At 36.2% G+C, this 22,092-nt stretch carries 20 protein-coding genes; 8 read left to right on the plus strand and 12 right to left on the minus strand.

Going from position 1 to position 22,092, the window contains the following annotated elements:
• Positions 1-718 precede the first annotated feature (718 nt).
• Positions 719-3,370 (plus strand): HAD-IC family P-type ATPase, encoded by a 2,652-nt coding sequence (locus tag D1B17_RS09815; protein WP_120141891.1) that lies wholly within the window; start codon positions 719-721, stop codon positions 3,368-3,370.
• Positions 3,371-3,755: 385 nt separating this feature from the next.
• Here D1B17_RS09815 and D1B17_RS09820 read toward each other — a convergent pair whose 3' ends face one another.
• Positions 3,756-4,496 carry a response regulator transcription factor gene (locus tag D1B17_RS09820; RefSeq protein ID WP_120141890.1) on the minus strand — a complete coding sequence of 247 codons (741 nt, stop codon included), beginning with the start codon at positions 4,494-4,496 and terminating at the stop codon, positions 3,756-3,758.
• 386 nt (positions 4,497-4,882) lie between these two features.
• On the opposite strand from D1B17_RS09820, the gene D1B17_RS09825 reads away from it, so the two are divergent.
• From D1B17_RS09825 to D1B17_RS09845, 5 genes are all read left to right on the plus strand, one after another.
• Complete coding sequence (locus D1B17_RS09825; protein ID WP_120141889.1) at positions 4,883-5,782, plus strand: phosphate ABC transporter substrate-binding protein PstS family protein; 900 nt, start codon at positions 4,883-4,885, stop codon at positions 5,780-5,782.
• 75 nt (positions 5,783-5,857) lie between these two features.
• The gene (gene pstC / locus D1B17_RS09830; protein ID WP_120141888.1) at positions 5,858-6,775 is read left to right on the plus strand and encodes a phosphate ABC transporter permease subunit PstC; all 918 of its coding nucleotides are present in this window, start codon (positions 5,858-5,860) and stop codon (positions 6,773-6,775) included.
• A complete protein-coding gene (pstA, locus tag D1B17_RS09835; RefSeq protein WP_120141887.1) occupies positions 6,776-7,663 on the plus strand; it encodes a phosphate ABC transporter permease PstA in 888 nt (295 codons plus the stop codon).
• Between the two features lie 11 nt (positions 7,664-7,674).
• Entirely contained in the window at positions 7,675-8,469 is a 795-nt protein-coding gene (pstB, locus tag D1B17_RS09840) for a phosphate ABC transporter ATP-binding protein PstB (protein ID WP_120141886.1), read from the plus strand.
• Positions 8,470-8,654: 185 nt separating this feature from the next.
• Entirely contained in the window at positions 8,655-8,999 is a 345-nt protein-coding gene (locus D1B17_RS09845) for a hypothetical protein (RefSeq protein ID WP_120141885.1), read from the plus strand.
• 119 nt (positions 9,000-9,118) lie between these two features.
• On the opposite strand, the gene D1B17_RS09850 is transcribed toward D1B17_RS09845, so the two are convergent.
• The 4 genes from D1B17_RS09850 to D1B17_RS09865 form a co-directional block, all read right to left on the minus strand.
• Positions 9,119-9,787, minus strand: coding sequence for an HAD family hydrolase (locus D1B17_RS09850; protein ID WP_120141884.1), 669 nt, complete (start codon positions 9,785-9,787; stop codon positions 9,119-9,121).
• A 110-nt stretch (positions 9,788-9,897) separates the two neighbouring features.
• A complete protein-coding gene (locus D1B17_RS09855; protein WP_120141883.1) occupies positions 9,898-10,212 on the minus strand; it encodes a hypothetical protein in 315 nt (104 codons plus the stop codon).
• A 91-nt stretch (positions 10,213-10,303) separates the two neighbouring features.
• Positions 10,304-12,064 carry a thiamine pyrophosphate-binding protein gene (locus tag D1B17_RS09860; RefSeq protein WP_120141882.1) on the minus strand — a complete coding sequence of 587 codons (1,761 nt, stop codon included), beginning with the start codon at positions 12,062-12,064 and terminating at the stop codon, positions 10,304-10,306.
• 303 nt (positions 12,065-12,367) lie between these two features.
• Positions 12,368-12,616 (minus strand): hypothetical protein, encoded by a 249-nt coding sequence (locus D1B17_RS09865; protein WP_120141881.1) that lies wholly within the window; start codon positions 12,614-12,616, stop codon positions 12,368-12,370.
• Between the two features lie 574 nt (positions 12,617-13,190).
• Between D1B17_RS09865 and D1B17_RS09870 the strand changes: the two genes are divergently transcribed.
• Positions 13,191-13,856, plus strand: coding sequence for a phosphatase PAP2 family protein (locus tag D1B17_RS09870; protein ID WP_120141880.1), 666 nt, complete (start codon positions 13,191-13,193; stop codon positions 13,854-13,856).
• Between the two features lie 48 nt (positions 13,857-13,904).
• Here D1B17_RS09870 and phnW read toward each other — a convergent pair whose 3' ends face one another.
• From phnW to D1B17_RS09900, 6 genes are read right to left on the minus strand one after another with little or no spacing between them, the layout of a single operon-like run.
• Positions 13,905-14,996, minus strand: a complete 1,092-nt coding sequence (gene phnW / locus D1B17_RS09875; RefSeq protein ID WP_120141879.1) for a 2-aminoethylphosphonate--pyruvate transaminase — start codon at positions 14,994-14,996, stop codon at positions 13,905-13,907.
• Positions 14,990-15,784, minus strand: coding sequence for a phosphonoacetaldehyde hydrolase (gene phnX / locus D1B17_RS09880; RefSeq protein WP_120141878.1), 795 nt, complete (start codon positions 15,782-15,784; stop codon positions 14,990-14,992). The genes phnW and phnX overlap by 7 nt, the downstream gene beginning before the upstream one ends.
• 17 nt (positions 15,785-15,801) lie before the next feature.
• Positions 15,802-16,653, minus strand: a complete 852-nt coding sequence (locus tag D1B17_RS09885; RefSeq protein WP_120141877.1) for a PhnE/PtxC family ABC transporter permease — start codon at positions 16,651-16,653, stop codon at positions 15,802-15,804.
• The gene (locus D1B17_RS09890; RefSeq protein WP_240704402.1) at positions 16,650-17,444 is read right to left on the minus strand and encodes a PhnE/PtxC family ABC transporter permease; all 795 of its coding nucleotides are present in this window, start codon (positions 17,442-17,444) and stop codon (positions 16,650-16,652) included. Before D1B17_RS09890 ends, D1B17_RS09885 begins: the two co-directional genes overlap by 4 nt.
• A complete protein-coding gene (phnC, locus tag D1B17_RS09895) occupies positions 17,441-18,196 on the minus strand; it encodes a phosphonate ABC transporter ATP-binding protein (RefSeq protein ID WP_120141875.1) in 756 nt (251 codons plus the stop codon). The genes D1B17_RS09890 and phnC overlap by 4 nt, the downstream gene beginning before the upstream one ends.
• Positions 18,197-18,208: 12 nt before the next feature.
• Positions 18,209-19,252 (minus strand): phosphate/phosphite/phosphonate ABC transporter substrate-binding protein, encoded by a 1,044-nt coding sequence (locus D1B17_RS09900; RefSeq protein WP_120141874.1) that lies wholly within the window; start codon positions 19,250-19,252, stop codon positions 18,209-18,211.
• 175 nt (positions 19,253-19,427) lie between these two features.
• On the opposite strand from D1B17_RS09900, the gene D1B17_RS09905 reads away from it, so the two are divergent.
• A complete protein-coding gene (locus D1B17_RS09905) occupies positions 19,428-20,303 on the plus strand; it encodes an aldo/keto reductase (RefSeq protein WP_120141873.1) in 876 nt (291 codons plus the stop codon).
• 471 nt (positions 20,304-20,774) lie between these two features.
• Here D1B17_RS09905 and D1B17_RS09910 read toward each other — a convergent pair whose 3' ends face one another.
• Complete coding sequence (locus D1B17_RS09910; RefSeq protein ID WP_120141872.1) at positions 20,775-22,091, minus strand: aspartate kinase; 1,317 nt, start codon at positions 22,089-22,091, stop codon at positions 20,775-20,777.
• Position 22,092 lies beyond the last annotated feature (1 nt).

Below are 22,092 nucleotides of genomic sequence, written 5' to 3' on the forward strand. Positions count from 1 at the left end.
AAATAAATCTTTACCGATTCCAATCATACTGGTATACATGCCACATGGCAATAACTTTATTAATATTTATCTACCATGTAAGGTAGTTAAACGTTTTCAGACAGCAATTGGACTAGATGGATTTGATATTGGTATATTCCGAAATAGTCTATATCTTCAAATGTGTTTTCCCATTTCCAGTATTAGTCATTATTTTTAATCACTTTTATATTTCTAATTTAAAAATTAAAAAACTTTAAGTCCTGACACTCTGGTTGCGAATGATACAAAACAGCAAGACTTATACAGCAATCTAAAAAAATATCTAAAGCAAAGATTACACTAGCCGGAAGGAGCAAGAAAATTTTGGTCGCTGTGACAGTGGAGTTATGGCTTTAGCCATTACACCACGGGACGAGTTTTGAGACTTGCGGTTCGTGCAAGGCTCAAAATCGAGACTGGAGACCTCGGCTCCAGTCGGTCCCCATAGCGACCAAAATTTTCTTGCTCCTGGAGGCGGCCACACATAACACATTATTAATTTCTAATAATAACTTTAATATTGACTTAATATATACATCCTGATATATTTATATCTACACATAACTGAGGGAGTGAACTTTTAACTGAAAACGAATCTTATATATTTCTTGCATCGAATTCGGAGCTGAGTGACTGCACATTACTTTTTATAGCAATGCGCTTTTTTTAACCCTAAAAAACGAATGAGGAGATGCTAATGAAACCTAAACCCTATCAAATAGGATTTAAAGCTTTAAAAGAAACATATAACACAAATGAATTTAAAGAAGGACTATCTACAAAAGAAGCTCAAAAACGTTTGAGTGAAAATGGTCCTAACAAATTAGAAGCGCACAAGACACCTAAATGGAAAATCTTTTTCCGTCAATTTAATAATATGGTTATCTACGTCTTGATTGCCGCAACAATTATTACTCTATTAATGCAGCATTATTCAGATGCCATAATTATCTTTTTGGTTGTAATCATTAACGCTATCATTGGTTACTACCAAGAATCTAATGCATCCGATGCCTTGGATAAAATTAAACAAATGTTATCAATCGAGGCGACTGTCTACCGTGATGGTCAGCGAAAAGATATCCCCGCTGAAGATCTAGTTGTTGGTGACACCGTATTCTTAGAAGCTGGTGACAATGTGCCAGCCGACTTAAGAATCATTGACTCTGATAACTTGCGAATTCAGGAATCAGCTTTAACTGGTGAATCAAACTCGGTCGCGAAAATTGCTGAAGCTTTACCAAATGATGCTCCACTTGCTGAACAGATCAATATGGCTTTTGCTTCAACTGCTGTTACCAATGGTAATGGTAGTGGTGTCGTAATCGCAACGGCCAAAGATACCGAAATTGGTAAGATTTCTGACGAAGTAAGTTCCGTTAAACAACGTAAAACACCTCTGATGCAAATCATCGATAGTTTAGGGACAAACGTCTCATACTTCATCGTTGCCGCCTCAATTGTAATTTTCATTATTGGTTTAATCTTTGGAACTTACTCACTACCTGTACTTTCCTTAGCTGTTGTTGCCATGATGGTTGGGGCTATTCCTGAAGGTATGCCTGCCACAACGTCCGTTATTTTGGCTAAAGGTGTTAGCGACATGGCTAAACGTCAAAATACTATTGTTAAAACTTTACCAGCTGTTGAAACTTTGGGATCTGTTGACGTGGTAGCAACTGATAAAACTGGTACCTTAACTAAAAACGAAATGACTGTTACCGATATTTTAATTGATGACCAAGAATATCAAGTAACTGGAACTGGCTATGAACCGACTGGTGAAATCATGCAAAATGGTCAACCAATCGAAGCTTCTAAACGTTTGAAATTATTCTTAGAAGCTGGTTACCAAGCCAACGATACAACGCTAGTTCATGAAGACAATCAATGGCTTGTGAATGGTGAACCAACTGATGGGGCCTTCTTAACGCTTTATCACAAGGTTTTCCCTTATGGACAAACTAACCCTTATCAAGAAATCGACATTTTACCATTCGATTCCGATTATCGTTATATCGGTAAAATCGTTCAAGATACTGATGACAATCGTTTATTATTCGTTAAGGGTTCACCTGACAAACTATTAGAAATGGCCCAAAAACAAGATGCTAACTTTAATTACGATTATTGGTTGCAAAAAGTAAAACAATTCTCTGCTGAAGGCAAACGAGTTATCGCTGTTGGGTATGAAGAAGCACCAAAGAACGCTGATGAAGTAACTCACGAAATGATTGTCGATGGTCTAAACTTCCTAGGTTTAGCCGCCATTATTGACCCACCTCGTGAAGAAGTTATTGAATCTTTAAAAATCATGCGTGGAGCTGGTGTTGAAGTTAAAATGATCACCGGTGACAATGCTATTACTACTAAAGCTATTGGTGAAAAACTTGGCCTAGCCGATGAAATCCATGCCATTACCGGACCTGAATGGGACAAACTTTCTGATGAAGAAAAAGTTATTGCTGCGGATGAAAACCAGGTTTTTGCTCGGACAACCCCTAGTAACAAACTAGAAATCATCAAAGCCTTACAAAAAAATAATAAGGTTACAGCAATGACTGGTGATGGAGTTAACGATGCCCCTGCCTTGAAACGAGCCGATATTGGTGTCGCTATGGGTATCAAGGGTACTGACGTTGCTAAAGACTCTGCTGATATGATTTTAACTGATGACAACTTTGCTACGATGTCATCCGCCATTAAAGAAGGTCGAAGAATCTTTGATAACATCAAGAAAAGTATTCTCTACTTGTTACCAATTTCATTCTCCGAAGGTTTGATTGTTGCTTATGCCATTTTGACTAAACAAGAAATTCCATTACAACCTACACAGTTGCTTTGGATCAACATGGTCTCAGCTATTACAATTCAATTTGCTTTAATCTTTGAGCCAGCTGAAGACGGCATTATGAAACGATCTCCACGAAAAACTGGTAGTAAATTAATGAATCGCCATGATGTTTTCCAAATGACTTACGTTGCAATCTTGATTGCTGCAGTCAGTTTGATTATTGATATTTACCTGAACAACCAAGGCGTTGGTGAAGTAATATCAAGTACAACCATGGTTAACACCTTGATTATTGGTAAGATTTTCTACCTATTTAACATAAGAACACCTAAACTAGCACTTTCCAAAGAACTCCTCTCTAATCCTAAAGCCTTCGTTTTCGTTGGCTTGATGATCTTGCTACAAATTTTCTTAACATACGTTCCATTTATGCAAGGAATTTTCTACACAGGTTCAATCGGATTAGTTGAATGGGGTATGGCAATCGCTGCTGGGGCAATTGTTCTAGTTGTAACTGAATTTGATAAATTAATTCGGTTAAGCATTAAACGATAATAAAAAACACGTTCGAAAAATTTGGTTATAGAATCGAATGTAAAAAAAGGCTAGATATTTTCCTGGTGGTATAAATCCAGAAAAAATATCTAGCCTTTTACTTATATTTAATTTCAAATAAAGTGTAACCTTCTTATCAAATTAACTAATCATACCATATAAAAAATAACAAATATATTAGTCTCTGGGTGCAAAAAATGTTGGCTGCAGTGAAGGTGGCGTTAGAACTTTACTATTACACCACGGGACGAGTTTTGAAATTCGCGCACTTGGCGAAGTTCAAAATCGAGACCTTAGACAGCCCTTTGGCTCAAGTCGTTCCCCACAGCGCCAACATTTTTTGCACCCAGAGACGGCAACTAACCAAAATTGCGGACGTGTTTTTTTACTTACCCGAAACTAACGGATAATCATTATCTAAAACATAACCAAAGCCACGAACTGTTTTTATACAATCCGGTGACTGCGATCTCTCTGCTAACTTATCACGCAAATGACTGATGTGGATATCTATTGTTCGACTGGATCCGGCTGAATCATATCCCCAGACCCCCTCTAATAACTGATCACGACTCATGACTTTGCCGCGATGCTGTACTAAATACCAAAACAAACTAAACTCCTTAGGTGTCAGGCCAAGATCATAACCGTTATGAGTTACACGATAATGTTTAAAATCAATCACGATATCATTGAATTTAACTGTTTCATTTTTTAATTCTTTGCGCGTATTTTTAGGAACATCCTTTGTTATTGAAAAACGGTCATAAACCCAAAAAAGCTGTTTAACTTTTGCAACCAACTCTGGATATTCAAAGGGTTTAGTAATGAAACTATCAATGTTGATATTGTAAAACAGCGACCGACGCTTCTTTTCTTTAGCGGGAGCCAGTACAATGATAGGTCCAGAGATTTTGCTACGTAATTCTTTTAATATTTTTAAAGATTGATGCAGATCAGTAATCGAAAAATCCCATAATAAACCAGCAATTTCTTCTTTTTCAACTAACTTCACTACTTCATTTGGATCAGTTATATTTCGAATAAACCAGCCTTGATTATTGAAATACCCGTTAATTTCAATAAAAAGTGGTAACTTATTGCTTAGCAATACTAGAGGTTGCATGTAAACTACTTCCTTCCTGTCATTTAATATTGCAAGGGCAAAAACTATTACAATATTAAAATTCAAGGCATCTTTGCTAACAGATTTCTTGAAATAAACTCAACTATAGCCAAATTATATTTTGATTATAACAATGCAGTTGCGGCCGGTCATTTATATCGACCGAATCGTCCATTGTCTTTCAATATATACAAATACAAATCTTATAATAATTAGCTGTCTCTTAATTCCCCTGCGTTTTTCAGTCTACAAAGTAAATGTATATTTTTTTCACAACTTTACAAAAACTTTACATTAAATAAACATTATTTATACACCCCACCGTTATCTTTATAGGTGTTCACTAAAAGATTTCATCAATTTGAATTTGAATAGGGGTTTTAGAAATGAAAAAGAAAACTATTATTTCACTAGTTTTAGGTTTCGCCGCATTGATGTTGGTTCTAACTGGTTGTGGAAATAACAGCAGTAAGAGCTCTTCATCAAAGGATTCTAGCAGTGAAGCTTCGGGCAAGATTACAGCAGTTGGTTCAACAGCACTACAACCACTTGTAGAAAAAGCTGCAACTAACTTCCAAAAGAAGAACAGTAAAGTTACTATCACCGTTCAAGGTGGTGGTTCTGGTACTGGTTTAAGTCAAGTTCAAGACAAATCTGTTACTATTGGTAACTCAGATATCTTTGCTGAAGAAAAACAAGGTATCGATTCAAAGAAGCTAGTTGACCACAAGGTTGCCGTAGTTGGTATGGCACCAGTTGTTAACAAAGATGCTAATGTTAAGAGCCTTACAATGGAACAAGTAAAACAAATCTTCACAGGTAAGATTACAAACTGGAAAGAAGTTGGCGGCAAGGACGAAAAGATCACTGTTGTTAACCGTGCTAAAGGTAGTGGTACACGTGCCACTTTCGAATCAGCCGTTCTTAAAGGTGAAGAAGCCGTTAAGTCACAAGAACAAGACTCAAACGGTACTGTTCAAAAGATCGTTGAAAGTACACCAGGTGCCGTAAGTTACCTAGCATTCTCATACATTAATGACAAAATTCAACCAATCTCAATTGACAATGTAAAACCAACTGACGAAAACGTTGAATCAGACAAGTGGAAGATCTGGTCATATGAACATATGTACACTAACGGTAAAGCCGACAGTGCAACTACTAAGTTCCTTGACTACATGAACTCAAAAGATGTCCAAGACTCACTAGTTAAAGACATGGGTTACATCAGCATCCACAATATGAAAGTTCAAAAAGATTCAAAAGGAACAGTTAGTTCAAAATAAATAATTGAGAAGAGAACTTCAACCTTGTCCAATCTTGGTCGAGGTTCTTTTTTTAATCTACAGGAGTGATTCCCGATGGATGATATTCAAAAAAAATTACAAGCGAAATCCAAAGCCACATTTCAAGATTACTTTGGCAAGGGAATTTGTTACCTATGCATAGGTCTAATTATTTTATTAGTTACTTGCATTCTCTACTTCATTGCTTCCAAAGGTCTAGCAACATTTACTCAAAATCATGTACGCGTGTTGGACTTTATAACAAAAACAAACTGGAACCCTGGTGCTACTGATGCTAAAGGACATCCCGACATTGGTGCCTTGCCAATGATCGTAACATCATTTAGTGTGACTCTACTAGCAGCGTTGATTGCTACTCCTTTCGCATTAGGCGTCGCCATTTTTATGGCTGAATTCTCAAGTAAACGTGGTAGTAAAATCTTACAACCAGTTATTGAATTACTAGTTGGTATCCCATCAGTTGTTTATGGATTCATTGGTTTATCAGTTATTGTTCCTTTTATCCGCGGAATCTTTGGTGGAACTGGTTTTGGTATTTTATCTGGTACCCTCGTCCTCTTCGTTATGATTTTACCAACGATTACTTCACTATCCGTTGATAGTTTAAAGTCAGTCCCACTCTATTACCGTCAAGCATCATTAGCACTTGGAGCAACCAGATGGCAAACCATTTACAAAGTTATCTTACGTGCTGCCGTACCCGGAATTTTAACTGCAATTATTTTTGGTATGGCTCGTGCTTTCGGTGAAGCTTTAGCTGTACAAATGGTTATCGGTAATGCGGCATTAATGCCAAAGAACTTAATTTCTCCAGCTTCCACTTTAACAAGTAAATTGACCACCGACATTGGTAATACTGTCATGGGTACTTTACCTAACAATGCTCTTTGGTCATTAGCACTAATCTTGTTATTGATGTCCTTAATTTTAAATATGCTTGTTAAATTCATTGTAAAGCGAGGTCGTTTCTAGATGAATGCAAAAAAATGGGATCATATTGCTACCGGTGTCATTTATGCTCTAGTAGCAACGGTCGTACTTATCTTAATTGCAATTTTGGGTTACATCCTTTTTAATGGTGTCCCTAATATTTCTTGGCACTTCTTAACATCACCTGCACAATCATTCAGCGCTGGCGGTGGTATTCGTGACCAACTTTTCAATTCACTTTACCTACTAGTTTTAACAATCATTGTTTCACTACCAATCGGTCTGGGTTCAGGAATCTATTTGTCTGAATACGCTTCTGACAATTGGTTTACCGACCTAATCAGAACTAGTGTCGAAGTTCTGAGTTCTCTACCTTCAGTCGTAGTTGGTCTGTTTGGTTACTTACTGTTTGTTATCAAATTGAACCTTGGTTTCTCCATTTTATCTGGGGCCATTGCGTTAACATTTTTCAATTTGCCACTATTAACTAGAAATATTGAAGAATCACTACGAAGTGTTCCTAACTTACAACGTGAAGCTGGTATGTCACTAGGATTATCTAATTGGAAAACAACTACTAAAATCGTATTGCCAGCTGCTTTACCCGGTATTTTAACTGGTCTGATCCTTAGTGCTGGTAGAATTTTCGGTGAAGCCGCTGCTTTAATTTACACTGCTGGTCAAAGTGCTCCAACTGTTGACTACACAAACTGGAATATATTCTCAGCAACTAGTTTTCTTAATCCAATGCGTCCTGCCGAAACTTTAGCAGTTCATATTTGGAAAGTTAATACGGAAAGTGTCACTCCCGATGCTAATTTAATTTCCAGTGCATCATCTGCTGTCTTGATCATCGTTATTTTGATTTTCAACCTAGGAGCACGTTTCTTGGGTAATAAATTGTACAAAAAAATTACTGCCACGAAATGAGGTCCTAGCTCTTGAAAGAATATAACTTGAACGATTCATACATTACAGATATCTCCGAAAAAAAAGCACTCTCGACTAAGGACTTACAAGTCTACTACGGTGACAACCATGCTATCTTTGATGCCAATTTAGATTTCCCACGTTATAAAATCACTGCGTTAATTGGAGCATCTGGTTGTGGTAAATCAACTTTCCTACGTTGTTTAAATCGGATGAATGATAAAGTTGCTCGCGTTGACGGTGAAATAATGTATCGTAATGTCGATATTAATAGTCCTAAAATCAACGTTTACGAAGTTCGCCAACATATTGGAATGGTATTTCAAAGACCTAATCCCTTTGCAAAATCCATTCAAGAAAACATTACTTTTGCTTTGAAAAATACCGGCATAAAAGACAAACATGAATTAGAAGAACGTCTAGAACAAAGTCTTCGTGGCGCTGCTTTATGGGACGAAGTTAAGGATGACTTAAATAAAAGTGCTTTAGCTCTTTCTGGTGGCCAACAACAACGACTTTGTATTGCGAGATCAATCGCTATGCATCCGGATATCTTATTACTAGATGAACCCGCTAGTGCCCTTGATCCAATCTCTACTTCTAAAATTGAAGAAACCTTGCAAGAACTCAAGAAAGATTATTCAATCATCATCGTGACGCATAATTTACAACAAGCCTCGCGTATTAGTGATTACACTGCTTTCTTACACTTGGGACACATCATCGAATACAATTCGACGGTCAATGTTTTTACTAATCCTAAAATTCAAACTACTGAAGATTATGTTTCCGGAAACTTTGGTTAATAATCTAAAAATATCAAACATTATGTCAAAAGACTCCAGCAATCCGATTTTGGATTACTGGAGTCTTTTGTTTTAAGCAAATGTCACACCCTTTAAGAACGAAAGAACATGGTTCAAGACAAACTTTAAATCAAATATAAAGCCGATGTTAAAATTATTGTGTAAAAGAAAAGAGGCTTAATCTTATGGAGGAACAACGTCAAAAACTTATCGACCTAATTGACACCGCTTATAATAATGTTCAAAATCCTAAATTCAAAGACTTTCAAAATAATCTATTGAAACTCGCCAAGGAATTAAATAACAATGGTGATTATATTAAAGTAATGCTTGCTTTAAGAACCGATTTACTACAGGCGGATTTATCTCTAAATATCAAAAAACGCATTTCGGGATTACCTGATGAATATAGTGCAATCTATTATTTTATTGAACCTCAATTAAAAACAATCGATGCTAAAGTTTTGGATCAGTACACACATTGCGGATTCATTCCCCTTAAATTTGGTAGTACCGTTAAATATCCCTAAGCAGGTCCGCCTTTAAGTACAAAACAGCTCCAGTAATCCGATTTTGGATTGCTGGAGCTGTTTTGTTTTTACCAAAAAAAATTTTGTACATGTTTAAAATAATGTCACGTTACTTTTATCTAGATTAAACCATCAACATTTTGATAATCATTAATCACCCTATCAACTCTCAACTTAGCGGGTATTTTAACTGGAGCTAAATTTTTATCTTCAACTAAAACAACTTTACCTGCTTGAGCATTATTAGCTGCCTTAATGCCTGACAAGGAATCCTCAAAGACAACACTCTGCTTCGGCGTAACTCCGAGATTTTCAATGGCTTTCAAAAAAATATCTGGGGCTGGTTTCCCCGCTAACCTTCCATCATTTAAAGCCACCTTTTCTCGATCAAACCACTTTTCTAAATGTAGATGCTCAAAGAAGAAATCAACATTACTTGGTTCGGAAGCTGTGGCAATATTTAACCGTATTCCTTTTTCTCTACAATAATCCAAAAACTCAGGTAACCCATCAACTAGCTGAAAAAGTTCAGAACGCTTTAAACATTCAGAACGATACAATTGTTCCTTTTTTTCAGACGTCTCAGCCAACTCTTGTTCACTTAACTTTCGACCCAAATAGTATTCAAAAGTATGTTGATTATTTCGGCCAGCAATATGTTGCGCAAATTCATTTTCTGTCATGCTGCGATTAAATTCCTGCTTAATAAATTTTTTCCAAGAACTTTTTTGAATCTTCCCATCAAAAATCATCGTACCATTGAAATCAAAAATCATTACTTTTTCCATGATGAATGCCCTTTCAATTTAGTTATCTTAATTCTTGCATCAAACTAAATTTTCTTCAAGACAAATAGATTACTTAGAAACGTATTTCACATTATGAAATCAAACTAAGCTTATTTACGTAAGATCAACTTATATTTAGTCTTGTCATCTAACTTCCTTATAATATATTGGCGTGAAATAATATGCTTTAAATCTTGTAAATCACGTTTTTCTTGACTCATAAAAGCCCGATGAATTTTATGATTAAGGGCTGTTATCAAAGCCATCCAACCGTGAGTTACCGCAATTGACCAATCAGCACCACTACCAACGATTTGTTCCATACGAATTTGGTCACAAAAATCAAACGCTGCTTCGGAAACTTCAAAATCTGTTTGTTTACTAGCGATTACCTGTTTTAAATCTTCAGTATTCTTAATTAACATAGATAAACTCCTCATTTACTCAACAAAAAAAGACGAGTTATTACGACTCGTCTTTTATTTTACTTGTTTATTTGTTAATTATATAGTCCAACTAATCATTGTCTCCTTGTGCTCTTAATAATTCACCTAGAGCTGGTTGATCTTTAGGATTGATTTCATATTTTTTAGCATAAGCATCAACAGTTTCTTGACCATACAATTTTGCATCTAATGGCATAAAGGCTGTCGCAATTGGATCAACTTGTCTAATTACCGCATTAACAACAATCGGTTTCTTATTGCCTGAAGCTTGTAATTCCTTAATTTTGGCAAAAACTTCATTAGCCTCTTTAATTGACGTGATCGTGAAGCCAATAGCTCCAAGTCCTTCAGATACCTTAGCCCAGTCAGCTCCAGTTAAATCAACTCCATACAAGTGCTGCTTTGAAGCAACTTGTTCATAGTAGATAAAACCAAGGCGTTCATTAGACAATACAATATTGATAACTGGTAAATTATATCTGGCTTCCGTAATGATATCCGGTGCAACCATTGAAAAACCACCATCACCCGATAACGTCCAAGCTTGCGCATCAGGGACACTCAAGGCACCAGCTAAACCAGCTGGCAAACCAAAGCCCATTGTGGCAAACAAACCCGATAATGCAAAACGCTGATTGTGATTCATTGGTAATCCACGCACGCCGAATTCAGTGACATTACCAGTATCAACACCATAAGTATCATTCGGACCAGCGAGTTCAGCCATCTTCTTAGTAACAGTTTCAGGATTCAAACCTTTGCTATCGTCATTTGCACGCTCATCCAGCCACTTATCCCAGTTAGCTTTATTTTCTTGGTTTGCTTTCAACCAAACGCCTGCTGGCAAGGTTTCTTTAGTATCAATTAAACCTTGAAGATAACTCTTGGCGTCAGCGATAACTGCATAGTCAACATCAACCGTTTTACCAATATCATAAGGATTATTATTAACATCAATAATTTTGACACCCTCAGGCCAAAATCTAGCAAATGGAAATTCCGAACCAATAAACAAAATCAAATCAGTATGTTGTAAAGCTTCAAAACCTGATTTGCTACCTAAACGACCAAACGTACCAATAAAATTAGGATGGTCCGAGCTTATGACCCCAATCGCAGGTACCGTAGTCATAACTGGAATATTAAATTGTTCTGAGAACTTGGTCAAAGTATCCTTAGCTCCCAACAGTCCACGTCCAGCATAAACTAATGGGTGTTTAGCTGCTTTTAACATTTTTAAAGTATTTTGAATATCTTCAGAGTCGATTGTTTGAGTGTAGTTTTGCTTAACAACTTTTGGTGTCTTGGTAGGCACATAATCAATTTCTGTACTTGTTAAGTCCTCTGGCAAGATTACGACAGCAACACCATTTTGACGATATGCTTCACGAATAGCCTGGTTAATTACATATGGAATTTGTTCAGCAGTTGTTACAGTACGATTATAGACTGCAACGTCCGCAAACATTGGACCCTCATCCATTTCTTGGAAATAATTGGTATTCATATTTTCAGTAGGAACTTGACCGACAAGAGCCAACACCGGAACATGGTCCATTTTGGCATCATATAAACCATTGAATAAATGCGTTGCCCCAGGTCCAGCAGAACCAAAGGCTACCCCAATTTTTCCTGTAAATTTAGCATCAGCAGAAGCAGCAATCGCTCCAACCTCTTCATGACGAACTTGAATATATTTAACTTGGTCTTTTTCCAAATATAGACCTTCAACAGTATGATTAATTGAACCGCCGGGTACACCATAAACGTGATCAACACCCCAGTCCTCAAGAACCTTTACTAAAGCTTGTCCAGCAATCATTTTTGTCATAATTTTCACTTTCCCTCTTAAAAAGTTTCAATCAAGGTACAAATAACATATGCCTCTTGTAAACGTTATCATCAAACAAATTCAAACAAAAATCAAATAATTAATCTTGTTAATAATTTAATTAGTAATAAAAAAAAAGCTAGATATTTTTCTGGATGTATACCAAGAAAAATATCTAGCCTTTCTTACATTCAACTTTGTACCCAAAATCGGATTACTGGAGCCATTTTTAATACCCGAAAGCTGACTATATTTCGTCAAACTTTCTCTGATTTGATACTTTAAGGAAAAAATATCTATCAATTAATTATTAAAGAACTGTGATATGACTAAGAAAACTATTCCACCTACAATTACCCCAATACCAATAATCAGATAATTCCACAATCCTAATACCCCTAGCAAAATTAAGATAATCCCGATAATTGGATGATGTAACAAAGCAATCCCCGTTTTAATAAATAACCAAATAATCACGAGAATAGCCACGCCAATAGCAATCAACAAAGGAGCTGCTGAACTACTGGAACTGGCTGCCATTAATGTGAGCATGTTAAGCCTCCTTTTAGTAAAACAAATTATATCATTAATACAATCAAAAAGTATATTTACATACGTTTGGTACTAGTTGGCCTTTGACTTTGGATTAAAAATTACTTTTAAAATCAAAATATACTCCATATCCTATAACTCTAGTTACAGTCATCAACGGCACAATAATACCTAAAATTACTCAATGCTAATTCAAAAATATGGAATGAACTAGCCGGAAAGAGCAAGAATTTTTGGCCGCTGTGCAGGTGGCGTTGGCGCTTCAGCGCTTACACCACGGGACGACTTTTGAAACTCGCGCTCTTTGCGAGGTTCAAAATCGAGATTGGAGACCGCTCTTTGGCTCCAATCGGTCCCCATAGCGACCAAAGTTTCTTGCTCTTGGCGGCGGCATATTTAACTAACCCGCACGTATAATTGTTGAAACATTATAATTTTGGATATTCATTTAAATCAAATATATTCTAAATTTTTATATAATTTCCTGTATTTATTACTAAAATAATATTACAATCAAGGCTTAAGGAAATGATAGGGGCGTTTTCTTATCATTCTGACTTCAAAGGAGCTTATCTTGCAATTAGAGGAAAATACTCATCGAAAATGGCTTGCATTAACTTATGCGGTCATCTTCTTTCTTTTAGAAATAATGGTGATAACTAACAGTCCCATTGTTACTAGTTTCGACAAAACAGCACAAAATATCTTAGGTATGATTGTTTCACCTTTCAGCACTAGGATTTTCACAGTTATTACCTTTATTGGCAGTCCGGTCATGGACGTTATCTATTTAGTTATCATGGCCTTATTGCTCTACCGAATTGGTAAAAAAGACGCAAGTTTCTGGATTGGGTTTATTTTAATAGGTGGAAATATTATTTCTTACTTAATTAAAATAACGGTCAAAAGATCCAGACCGACTGATAAAATTATTCCTGCATCAGGATTTAGTTTTCCCAGTGGACATGTATTTGGTACCATGCTTGTGATTTTAACCTTAATTTTTTTAATATTGCCACTGATTAAAAATCTATCAACGCGACATACCATTACTGCTATTTTGATTATTTGGTTGTTACTTGTGGCCATATCACGAGTATATTTACGGGGACATTTTCTCAGCGACGTAACGGCCAGTACTTTACTAGCTGGTGCTTGGTGGGAATGCTCAGAATTATTGTATTTAAAGTATTACAATGTATTAGGTAATTTTTTAAATTTAAATAATCAAGACAAATAAAAATCACGGAATGAATTTAAAAATTCACTCCGTGATTTTTTTTGTTACCTATTTGGCCATAATGTTTTTGATAGCTACTAATAATTCAGTAATATCTTCATCATAAACTTCACCAATATTACCAATTCTAAATGTTGGCACTTGGGAAATTTTACCTGGGTAAATAACAAACCCATCTTGTTTTAATTCTTGATAAAACTCGTGGAAATTAAAATCTGCAGTTGGATAAATGAATGAAGTGATAATTGGTGACTGGTACTTCTCGTCGATCAATACCTTGAAACCAAGTTCTTCCATTCCAGTAGCCAAATGTTTTTGATTACTTGCATAACGTTTATGGCGTGCACCCACACCACCTTCAGCATTTAATTCAGCCAATGCTTCATAAAATGCATGAACAACGTGTGTTGGCGAAGTAAATCTCCACTTACCATTATTGCGTTCCATCTCAGCATATTGATCATATAGATCCAATGACAATGTACGTGACATACCTTTAGTAGCTTCAAGTATTTGCTTGTTAGCAATTACAAATGAAAAGCCAGGTACACCTTGAATACATTTGTTAGAACTACTAATTAAATAATCAATTTTTTCTTCTTTGACATCAATCGGAACACCACCAAAACTGCTCATAGCATCAACAATTGTAGTGATTCCTTGTGCTTTAACATAAGGAATAATATCTTCGATTGGATTAAGGATACCGGTTGTTGTTTCACAGTGAATCATTGCAAAGTGTGAAATATCAGGATATTTGTCCAAATATTCAGTTACTTTTTCAAGTGTTATTGGTTCTCTTTCATCAACAACTAAGTCAACGTGATCAATACCATAGATATCGGCCATTTCACTGATTCTCTTACCGTAAGCTCCATTAATGGCAATCATCAATTTATCATCATTAGATATCGTTGAACTAATAACTGATTCCACACCATACGTTCCGCTACCTTGAATAGGAACAGCCGTATATTCATCTTCAGTTACTTGTGCAATATCTAATAGTGAGTGACGAAATGATTGGGTGATTTTCTTATAATCATCATCCCAAGTACAATAATCAAAATCCATTGCTTCCTTAACTTCTTCACTAGTTGTTAAGGGTCCAGGTGTTAAAAGTAAGTATTTTTCTACCATTTTTTATCCATCGATTCATTTAAGTATTCAATAATTTGAACTAAGTCATAAATATTCTCAATCACAAAGTCAGTATTTACTGCCTCAAACTTGCGTTTGACTTCATTACGTTTAGCAATTTGTCCTTCAGTATTCAGTTCATCAAATTCAATCTGTGATAATCCCATCAAACTGCTTCCTTCAACTATCCCAACGGTTTTGACACCAGCATTTTGACCTTCTTCAATATCAACCAAAGTATCCCCTACTTTGATAACTTTTTTAGGATCATCAATATTAAATTTCTTCATAATGAATTGAATCATCGCTGGGGATGGACGTCCCAATCCGTCAACATCTTCAGATGTGACAACAATTTCTGGTGTATAACCTGCTTCAGCAGCCTTGTCCTCAACAATTTTCATCATCTCTGCAGTATAACCAGTAGTTGTCGCAACTTTAATTCCGTATTCTTTTAAATAGTTAAAAGTCTTCAGTACCCCAGATTTTAACTCCGTTGATTCCTTCAAATAATGAAGTAATGCTTCTTGAAAATCAGCATAAAGTTTTTTACGATCATCATCATCTGGTGTCTTCGAATACTTTTGTTCCCATTGTTGTTTAACGTCATCGAGTTCTAAGATTTTACCGATATGGTCCCACTTGGCCATACCCATATCTTGACGGATCTCACCGTCGCTCAAATCAATACCGGCATCTTTGAACGCCTTTTTAAATGCGATAACTGGTGCCAAACTACCATAATCAACGGTGGTGCCGGCCCAATCAAAAATTACTGCTTCAATCATAAAATTTTCTCCCTAACTTAACGGTTTAAATAGATTTGTCTAATCTTAACCGCAATAAACTCAAGTGCAAATGTTACTAAAATAACTAAGTAAACAATCAAACCTGTCTCATGAAAGTCGAAACTCATTCCACTAGCGACAAATAATTGATATCCAATTCCACCAGCACCAGCAGCTGCACCCACGGCAATTGCATTTGCAAAATTAATTTCTAGACGGATGAATGTCCAAGAAACAATTGAAGCAACGATTGTTGGCCAAATGGCTTGAAATACGATCACCCAAAATTTGGCTCCCGTAACTTTTAATGACTCAATTGTAGATTTATCAATTCCTTCGATACTTTCAGAATATGCTTTAGTCAAGTAAGCAATACTATGAAAGCTCAAACCTAAAATAGCAGCGGTTGAACCCAATCCACAAACAATCGAAAAAATCAAAGCCCAGATAATTGTAGGAATTGCTCTAACAACAGCCATGATCACACGAATACCTGCTCCCAGATACGCGTTAGTTAGGTTCTTTGAAGCCAAAACGGCAAATATAAAACCGAAAAAGGCACCAATAATAGTAGTTAATATTGAAAGTACGACTGTACTTGCCAATGCTTGAAGTAATAATGGTAAGCCATCAGTACCTGCATTGGGTTGCAAGAACATTTGATTCAAGGTTGTTGCCAATTGTTTAAATGCTTCATCTACTTTGACACCAGCGGTATCTAGATGCGTTAAAGTAAACCCAGTAATCAAAACTAAACTGACAAAAACAATGAGGATCATTGTTCTTGAAAGAGACTGTTCGTGCAATTTAATTTGAGGAGATCGTGGTGTCTTAGGTTTTTGAATAATATTCTCTTCACTATTTATCACAAGATCACCCTCCTAATTTGATTTGAAATCGTCTCTAATGCAATTACAACTACGATAATCGCTAATACGGTCATACCAGCAGCATCAAAGCGGAAACTCTTATAATAAATATCGAAAAGAAAACCAATTCCGGTACCCGTCAAAATACCAACTAAGGTAGCGTCACGAACATTATTTTCAATCATATAAAGAATCCAACTTAAAATACTTGGTAAAATTTGTGGCAATACTGCCTGAAAAATAACTTGGAAATAACTAGCACCAGTCGCTTTTAAAGCTAACATGGTTTCACTAGCTTCATCTTCAATAATTTCCATGAATGCACGGATCAAGTAACCAATAGACATTAACAATAAAGCCAGGAACCCAGTGAAATCACTTTGTTTGAAAGAAAAAAGTAAAATCATTGACCATGCAACTAATGGAATGTTTCTAAAGAAAGAAGCAACCCCTCTAACAATCATTTGAACAAAGCTATTAATTCCCGTAACTTTTGACCCCAAGAGTGCCACAAAGATTGAAACAACTGCAGCAACAACCGTAGATGAAATTGCTAGTAATACGGTTTGAATTAATTTTTGCCAAATTTTTGGAAGATATTGCACCGAATGTGCTGTTGGCTTGAAATAGATTCCTAGCCATGCAAACGCCTTTGGTACCCCAATAAATCCGTTGACACTATCAAAATTTAACACCCAGCTACCGAAAACATACATGCCTCCGATTAGAGCGATAATTGCTGTCTGATGCCATCCTTTGTGTGCTAAATACTTTTTAGGTGATTGCATCATTCAAGCTCCTTCGTAATGTCTTGATCATACAAGGTTCTTAAAATATCCTCTGACAATAAATCAGCATTCTCATCGAAAACTAACTTTCCCTTACGAATACCAATAATTTGATCAGCATATTTTTTAGCCATATTGATTTGATGAAGATTAGCAATACAGATTAGGTTATATTCTTCGGTTAAGTCTTTTAGCAATTCCATGACGTTTTGTGCAGAAGCTGGATCCAATGAAGCGATTGGTTCATCACACAAAATTACTTTAGGGTGTTGAATCAAGGAACGAGCAATCCCCACACGTTGCTTTTGACCACCACTAAGTTCAGAACATCGCTTTAAAGCAAAGTTTTCCAAACCAACTTTCTTTAATAGTGACATCGCTTCTTCTTTTTCTTCTTGCGTATAGCGTCCGAAAACACCCGCTAGTGTAGATTTATAGCCGAGACGTCCGTGCAGAACATTTTCAATTACTGTTAATCGTTCAACCAAATTATAATTTTGAAAAACCATTCCAATTTGACGACGATATTTACGTAACTGTGTTTTGTTAGCTGTACGAATATCATTTCCGTCTAATAAAATCTGACCATCATCATCCTTGATCAACTGATTCAAACTTCTTAAAATAGTTGTTTTACCAGCACCAGAAGGTCCAATAATGGCAACGAATGTTCCTGGTTTGATGTCGAAGGAAATATCTGTTAATGCAGGTCGATCCTTCTCGTAGCTTTTTTGTAAATTCTTAACCTCTAACATAGCCTTACCTCGTTATTTACCAATTAGTTCATGAGTTGGTTTGTACCAGTCATCATCAACTTTTAGAAGCTTCATCTTGTCACTCTTCTTTTGCCATAGTGTTGGTGTCTTACCTTTACCATCTGAGAATAGATCTTTGTTGTTTGTAAATTCTTTTGCAGTAAAGTGTTTTGCGATTGCGTCTGTATCTTTCTTGCTTAGAGCTTTTGTATTAACTACGAAAGGTCCATTTTGAACAGGTAGAACTGAAATATTAACTAATTCCTTACCCTTAAATTGTGCAAATGGTGCATCAGCATCATCTTTAACCTTGAATGTTGAACCAACCTTGTCATAACTACCTTCTGAAACTTTTAGGAATGGTGTTAGATCAATATCATCAAATGCAGCAACGTCAACGTCACCCTTCAATAAGTTAATAGCTGAACCTGGATGAGTACTTCCATAAAGAACCTTTTCAAAGAACTTGCCACCTTCTGAAAGGTCATCTTTGTTCTTCAACTTAAAGTGCTTTTGAATTTCATCTGTTGGAACTGCGAAACCTGATGTTGAACTTGTTGAAACGAATGAAGCTTTTTCACCTTTGATCTTGTCGATGTTGAACTTGCCGTCTTTCTTGTATTGATCGGCTTTATCTTTGTTTACCATTAGGTATGAACGGTAACTAGCACCCTTTGTTGTACCATCTGGACCTGATTGTAAAAGAAGTGGTTCAATCTTGCTGTTTTGTGCATGTGCTTGAATATAACCATCGGCACCCATGAATGCCAATTGTGCTTTACCTGATGCAATAGCTTCAATAGCTACGTTGTAATCAGTTGTTGTTTGAATGTTAATCTTCTTACCTGTAGCCTTGTGTAATTCTTCTTGCAAAGCTTTACGTGAAGCAGTAAAGTTCTTTGCTGATTCATTTGGATAGAAAACCATAGTAATTTCTTTATTATCTGCACTACCTGCTTTTTCTGAAGCTGAACTCTTTGATGAGCAACCAGCTAGAACACCTGTAAGTAGCAAAAATACCCCTAGAAAAGCGGTCAAAATTCGCCCTTTTTTCATAAATAACTCCCAACTTTCTTTGTCTTTTTTTCGAACAAGATAAGGTTAACAAAGCTATGTAAAGTAATAATAAATTTTCTGTAAAATAATAATTTGTAACATTTACATTATTTATACATTTTATATACATTTAACTAAGCTATAATGGAATTGAAAAAACACAGGAGGTAAATTTATGGCTACAAATATTCCTTATATCGAATTAGCAAATGGCGTAATGATTCCCCAAGTTGGTTTGGGAGTCTTCAGAATGGATGATGACCAGGTTTTAGATAGTGTCAAGTGGGCTATCGAAAGTGGTTACAGACATATTGATACCGCCAGTTTCTACGATAACGAAGAAGCTGTCGGCAAAGCTATTAAAGCATCCGGTATTGATCGTAAATATCTTTTCATCACAACTAAGGTTTGGAACAATATCCGTGGATATGATGAAACAATTGCACAGTTCAACAATTCATTACAAAAATTAGGTTTAGACTACTTGGACCTTTACTTGATTCACTGGCCTGCAGCAGGATTTGAAGAGAATTGGCGTGCCATGGAAGACCTCTACAAAGCAGGTAAAATCCGTGCCATTGGTGTATCTAACTTCAAAGCTCATCACATTGAGCAACTAATGAAGACGGCGACAATTGCTCCAATGGTTGACCAAATTGAGACTCATCCATACTTACAAGAAACCGATCTACACGAATATCTTCAAGAAAAACACATCGTTCACGAATCATGGAGTCCACTTGGTGCTGGTTTGAACAAGGTTGTGGACAACCCAGTTATTAAAGAACTCGCTGAAAAATATGGTAAGTCACCTGCTCAAATAATCTTACGTTGGCACATTCAACGTGGCGAAGTTATTATCCCTAAATCAACTCATGAAAATCGTATCAAGGAAAACATCGACTTATTCGACTATCATTTTGATTTAACTGCTGATGATATGGCTAAAATCGCTACATTAGACAGTGACCAACGTGTCGGTGCCGATCCTGATGACAAAGAATTCTTGGAAAAATCAACAACTTACACAAATCAAAATAATGCTAAATAGGAAAGTGTGACCAATACTCAAATTTCGAGCATTAAAACAAAGAAGACTCGTAATCCGATTTTGGATTACGAGTCTTCTTTGTTTTACACCATATTTTTGGGGAGGATTAACTAGGAACTGTCTTAAAATTAGTCTGATAAGAATCGGTTCTGATACGGATGAATATTTTAAAGACATGGTCATTCCAGAATCCTATCAAGACAGTAATAAAAACCATAAAAAATATTCGAGATATCAAGCTATTCTTGAGTTAATAAAGAACCAGTCGGAAGATTCGGACAGTGGTTACTGGCAGTGAAAGTGGTGTTAGGACGACCGCTTTTGTCGTTCTTACAGCACCGGACGCGTTTAAGACTTGCCGAACTTGCAAGGCTTAAACCGAGGTCCGAGACCGTGGCTCGGACCGTTCCGCACCGCCAGTGACCACTGTCCGAATCTGTAGACGGCAGGCATATAATTTGAAGACACATCCTAGGCTGAAATCTTTTTAAAATGATGTTCCATTGATTCTCGATAAATTCGTTTGATAGTTTTTTCGTAATCATCATTATTAACACCGAAGACAATTTTCAAGTCACTGCCTTCTTGGAAGACGAATCGTACATGTATCAAGCTACTATCTAGATAATTTAAAATCTTGCCAGCAATCGCCGGTCTTTTGCTCAACTGCAATGACACCGCTGCGACAAGGGCAATGTTTTGATTAACTTCGACGGAATCGACACCACATGTTTTTTTCAATTTAGAAATAATAGCTGATAAATGAGTAGCAATCTCGGCATGCTGACACAAGAAACTAAATCCATCATTACCCGATGGCACTGAATTAATTGCTAAATCAAACTTCTGGAATACTGCCAAAACTTTTTGCAAAACTTCCAGATGTTTATTCAACTGATACTTTCTAATTGTTATTACGGTACAGTCTTTCCGTCCAGCAATCCCTGTCACGATTTGATCTTTTTTCTCATCTTCATGGGCACTGACAACTAATGTTCCGCCAGCTTCAGGTTGATTTGTATTCAAAATGGCTGTCGGAATGTGTTTTTCTCGCACGGGTCGAACGGCTTCTTCTTGGAAAACACCAATTCCCATATAAGAAAGTTCTTGCAATTCATCATAAGTCAAACTATCAATCTTTTGAGAATTAGAGACAATGCGGGGATCGGCCATTAAGATACCTGAGACATCTGTCCAATTTTCATACAATTCAGCATCTACTAAATTGGCCAAAAGAGAACCTGAAATATCGCTACCTCCACGAGGCATCAAATGAACGGAACCATTCTCATTAGCACCATAAAAACCCGGTACTACTATTTGCGAATGTGTTGCTAGAACATTTAACAACCTTTTTTGCGACTGAACATAATTTATGCCTTGATTATCAAATATCAAAATATCTTTTGCATCGACAAAATAATAGCCCAGGTATTTTGCCATTAATTTAGCAGTTAAATATTCACCACGAGAAATTAAATAATCATGTGAACATGTACCTAACTGTTGATGAATAATTTGTAAATCCTTTTCAATCTTAATAGATAAGGCTAAATCATTTCTTATTTTAATAATACGGTCACTTACAGCTTGAAAAAGTGGTTCAGAATCAGCAGCCTGTTCTAAATTTAACAACATATCAGTCATCTTGACTGGCTCGCTGGAACTTTTTCCGGCTGCACTGACAACAACTATTTGTCGCTTTCTATCGCTGTTTATAATTTGTTTTACCTTCTTAAATTGTCCAGCATCTGCTACCGAACTACCTCCAAATTTGACGACTTTCATA

Origin of the sequence: Companilactobacillus zhachilii (assembly GCF_003606365.2) — a bacterium.
In the GTDB taxonomy this organism is placed as follows: Bacteria; Bacillota; Bacilli; order Lactobacillales; family Lactobacillaceae; genus Companilactobacillus; species Companilactobacillus zhachilii.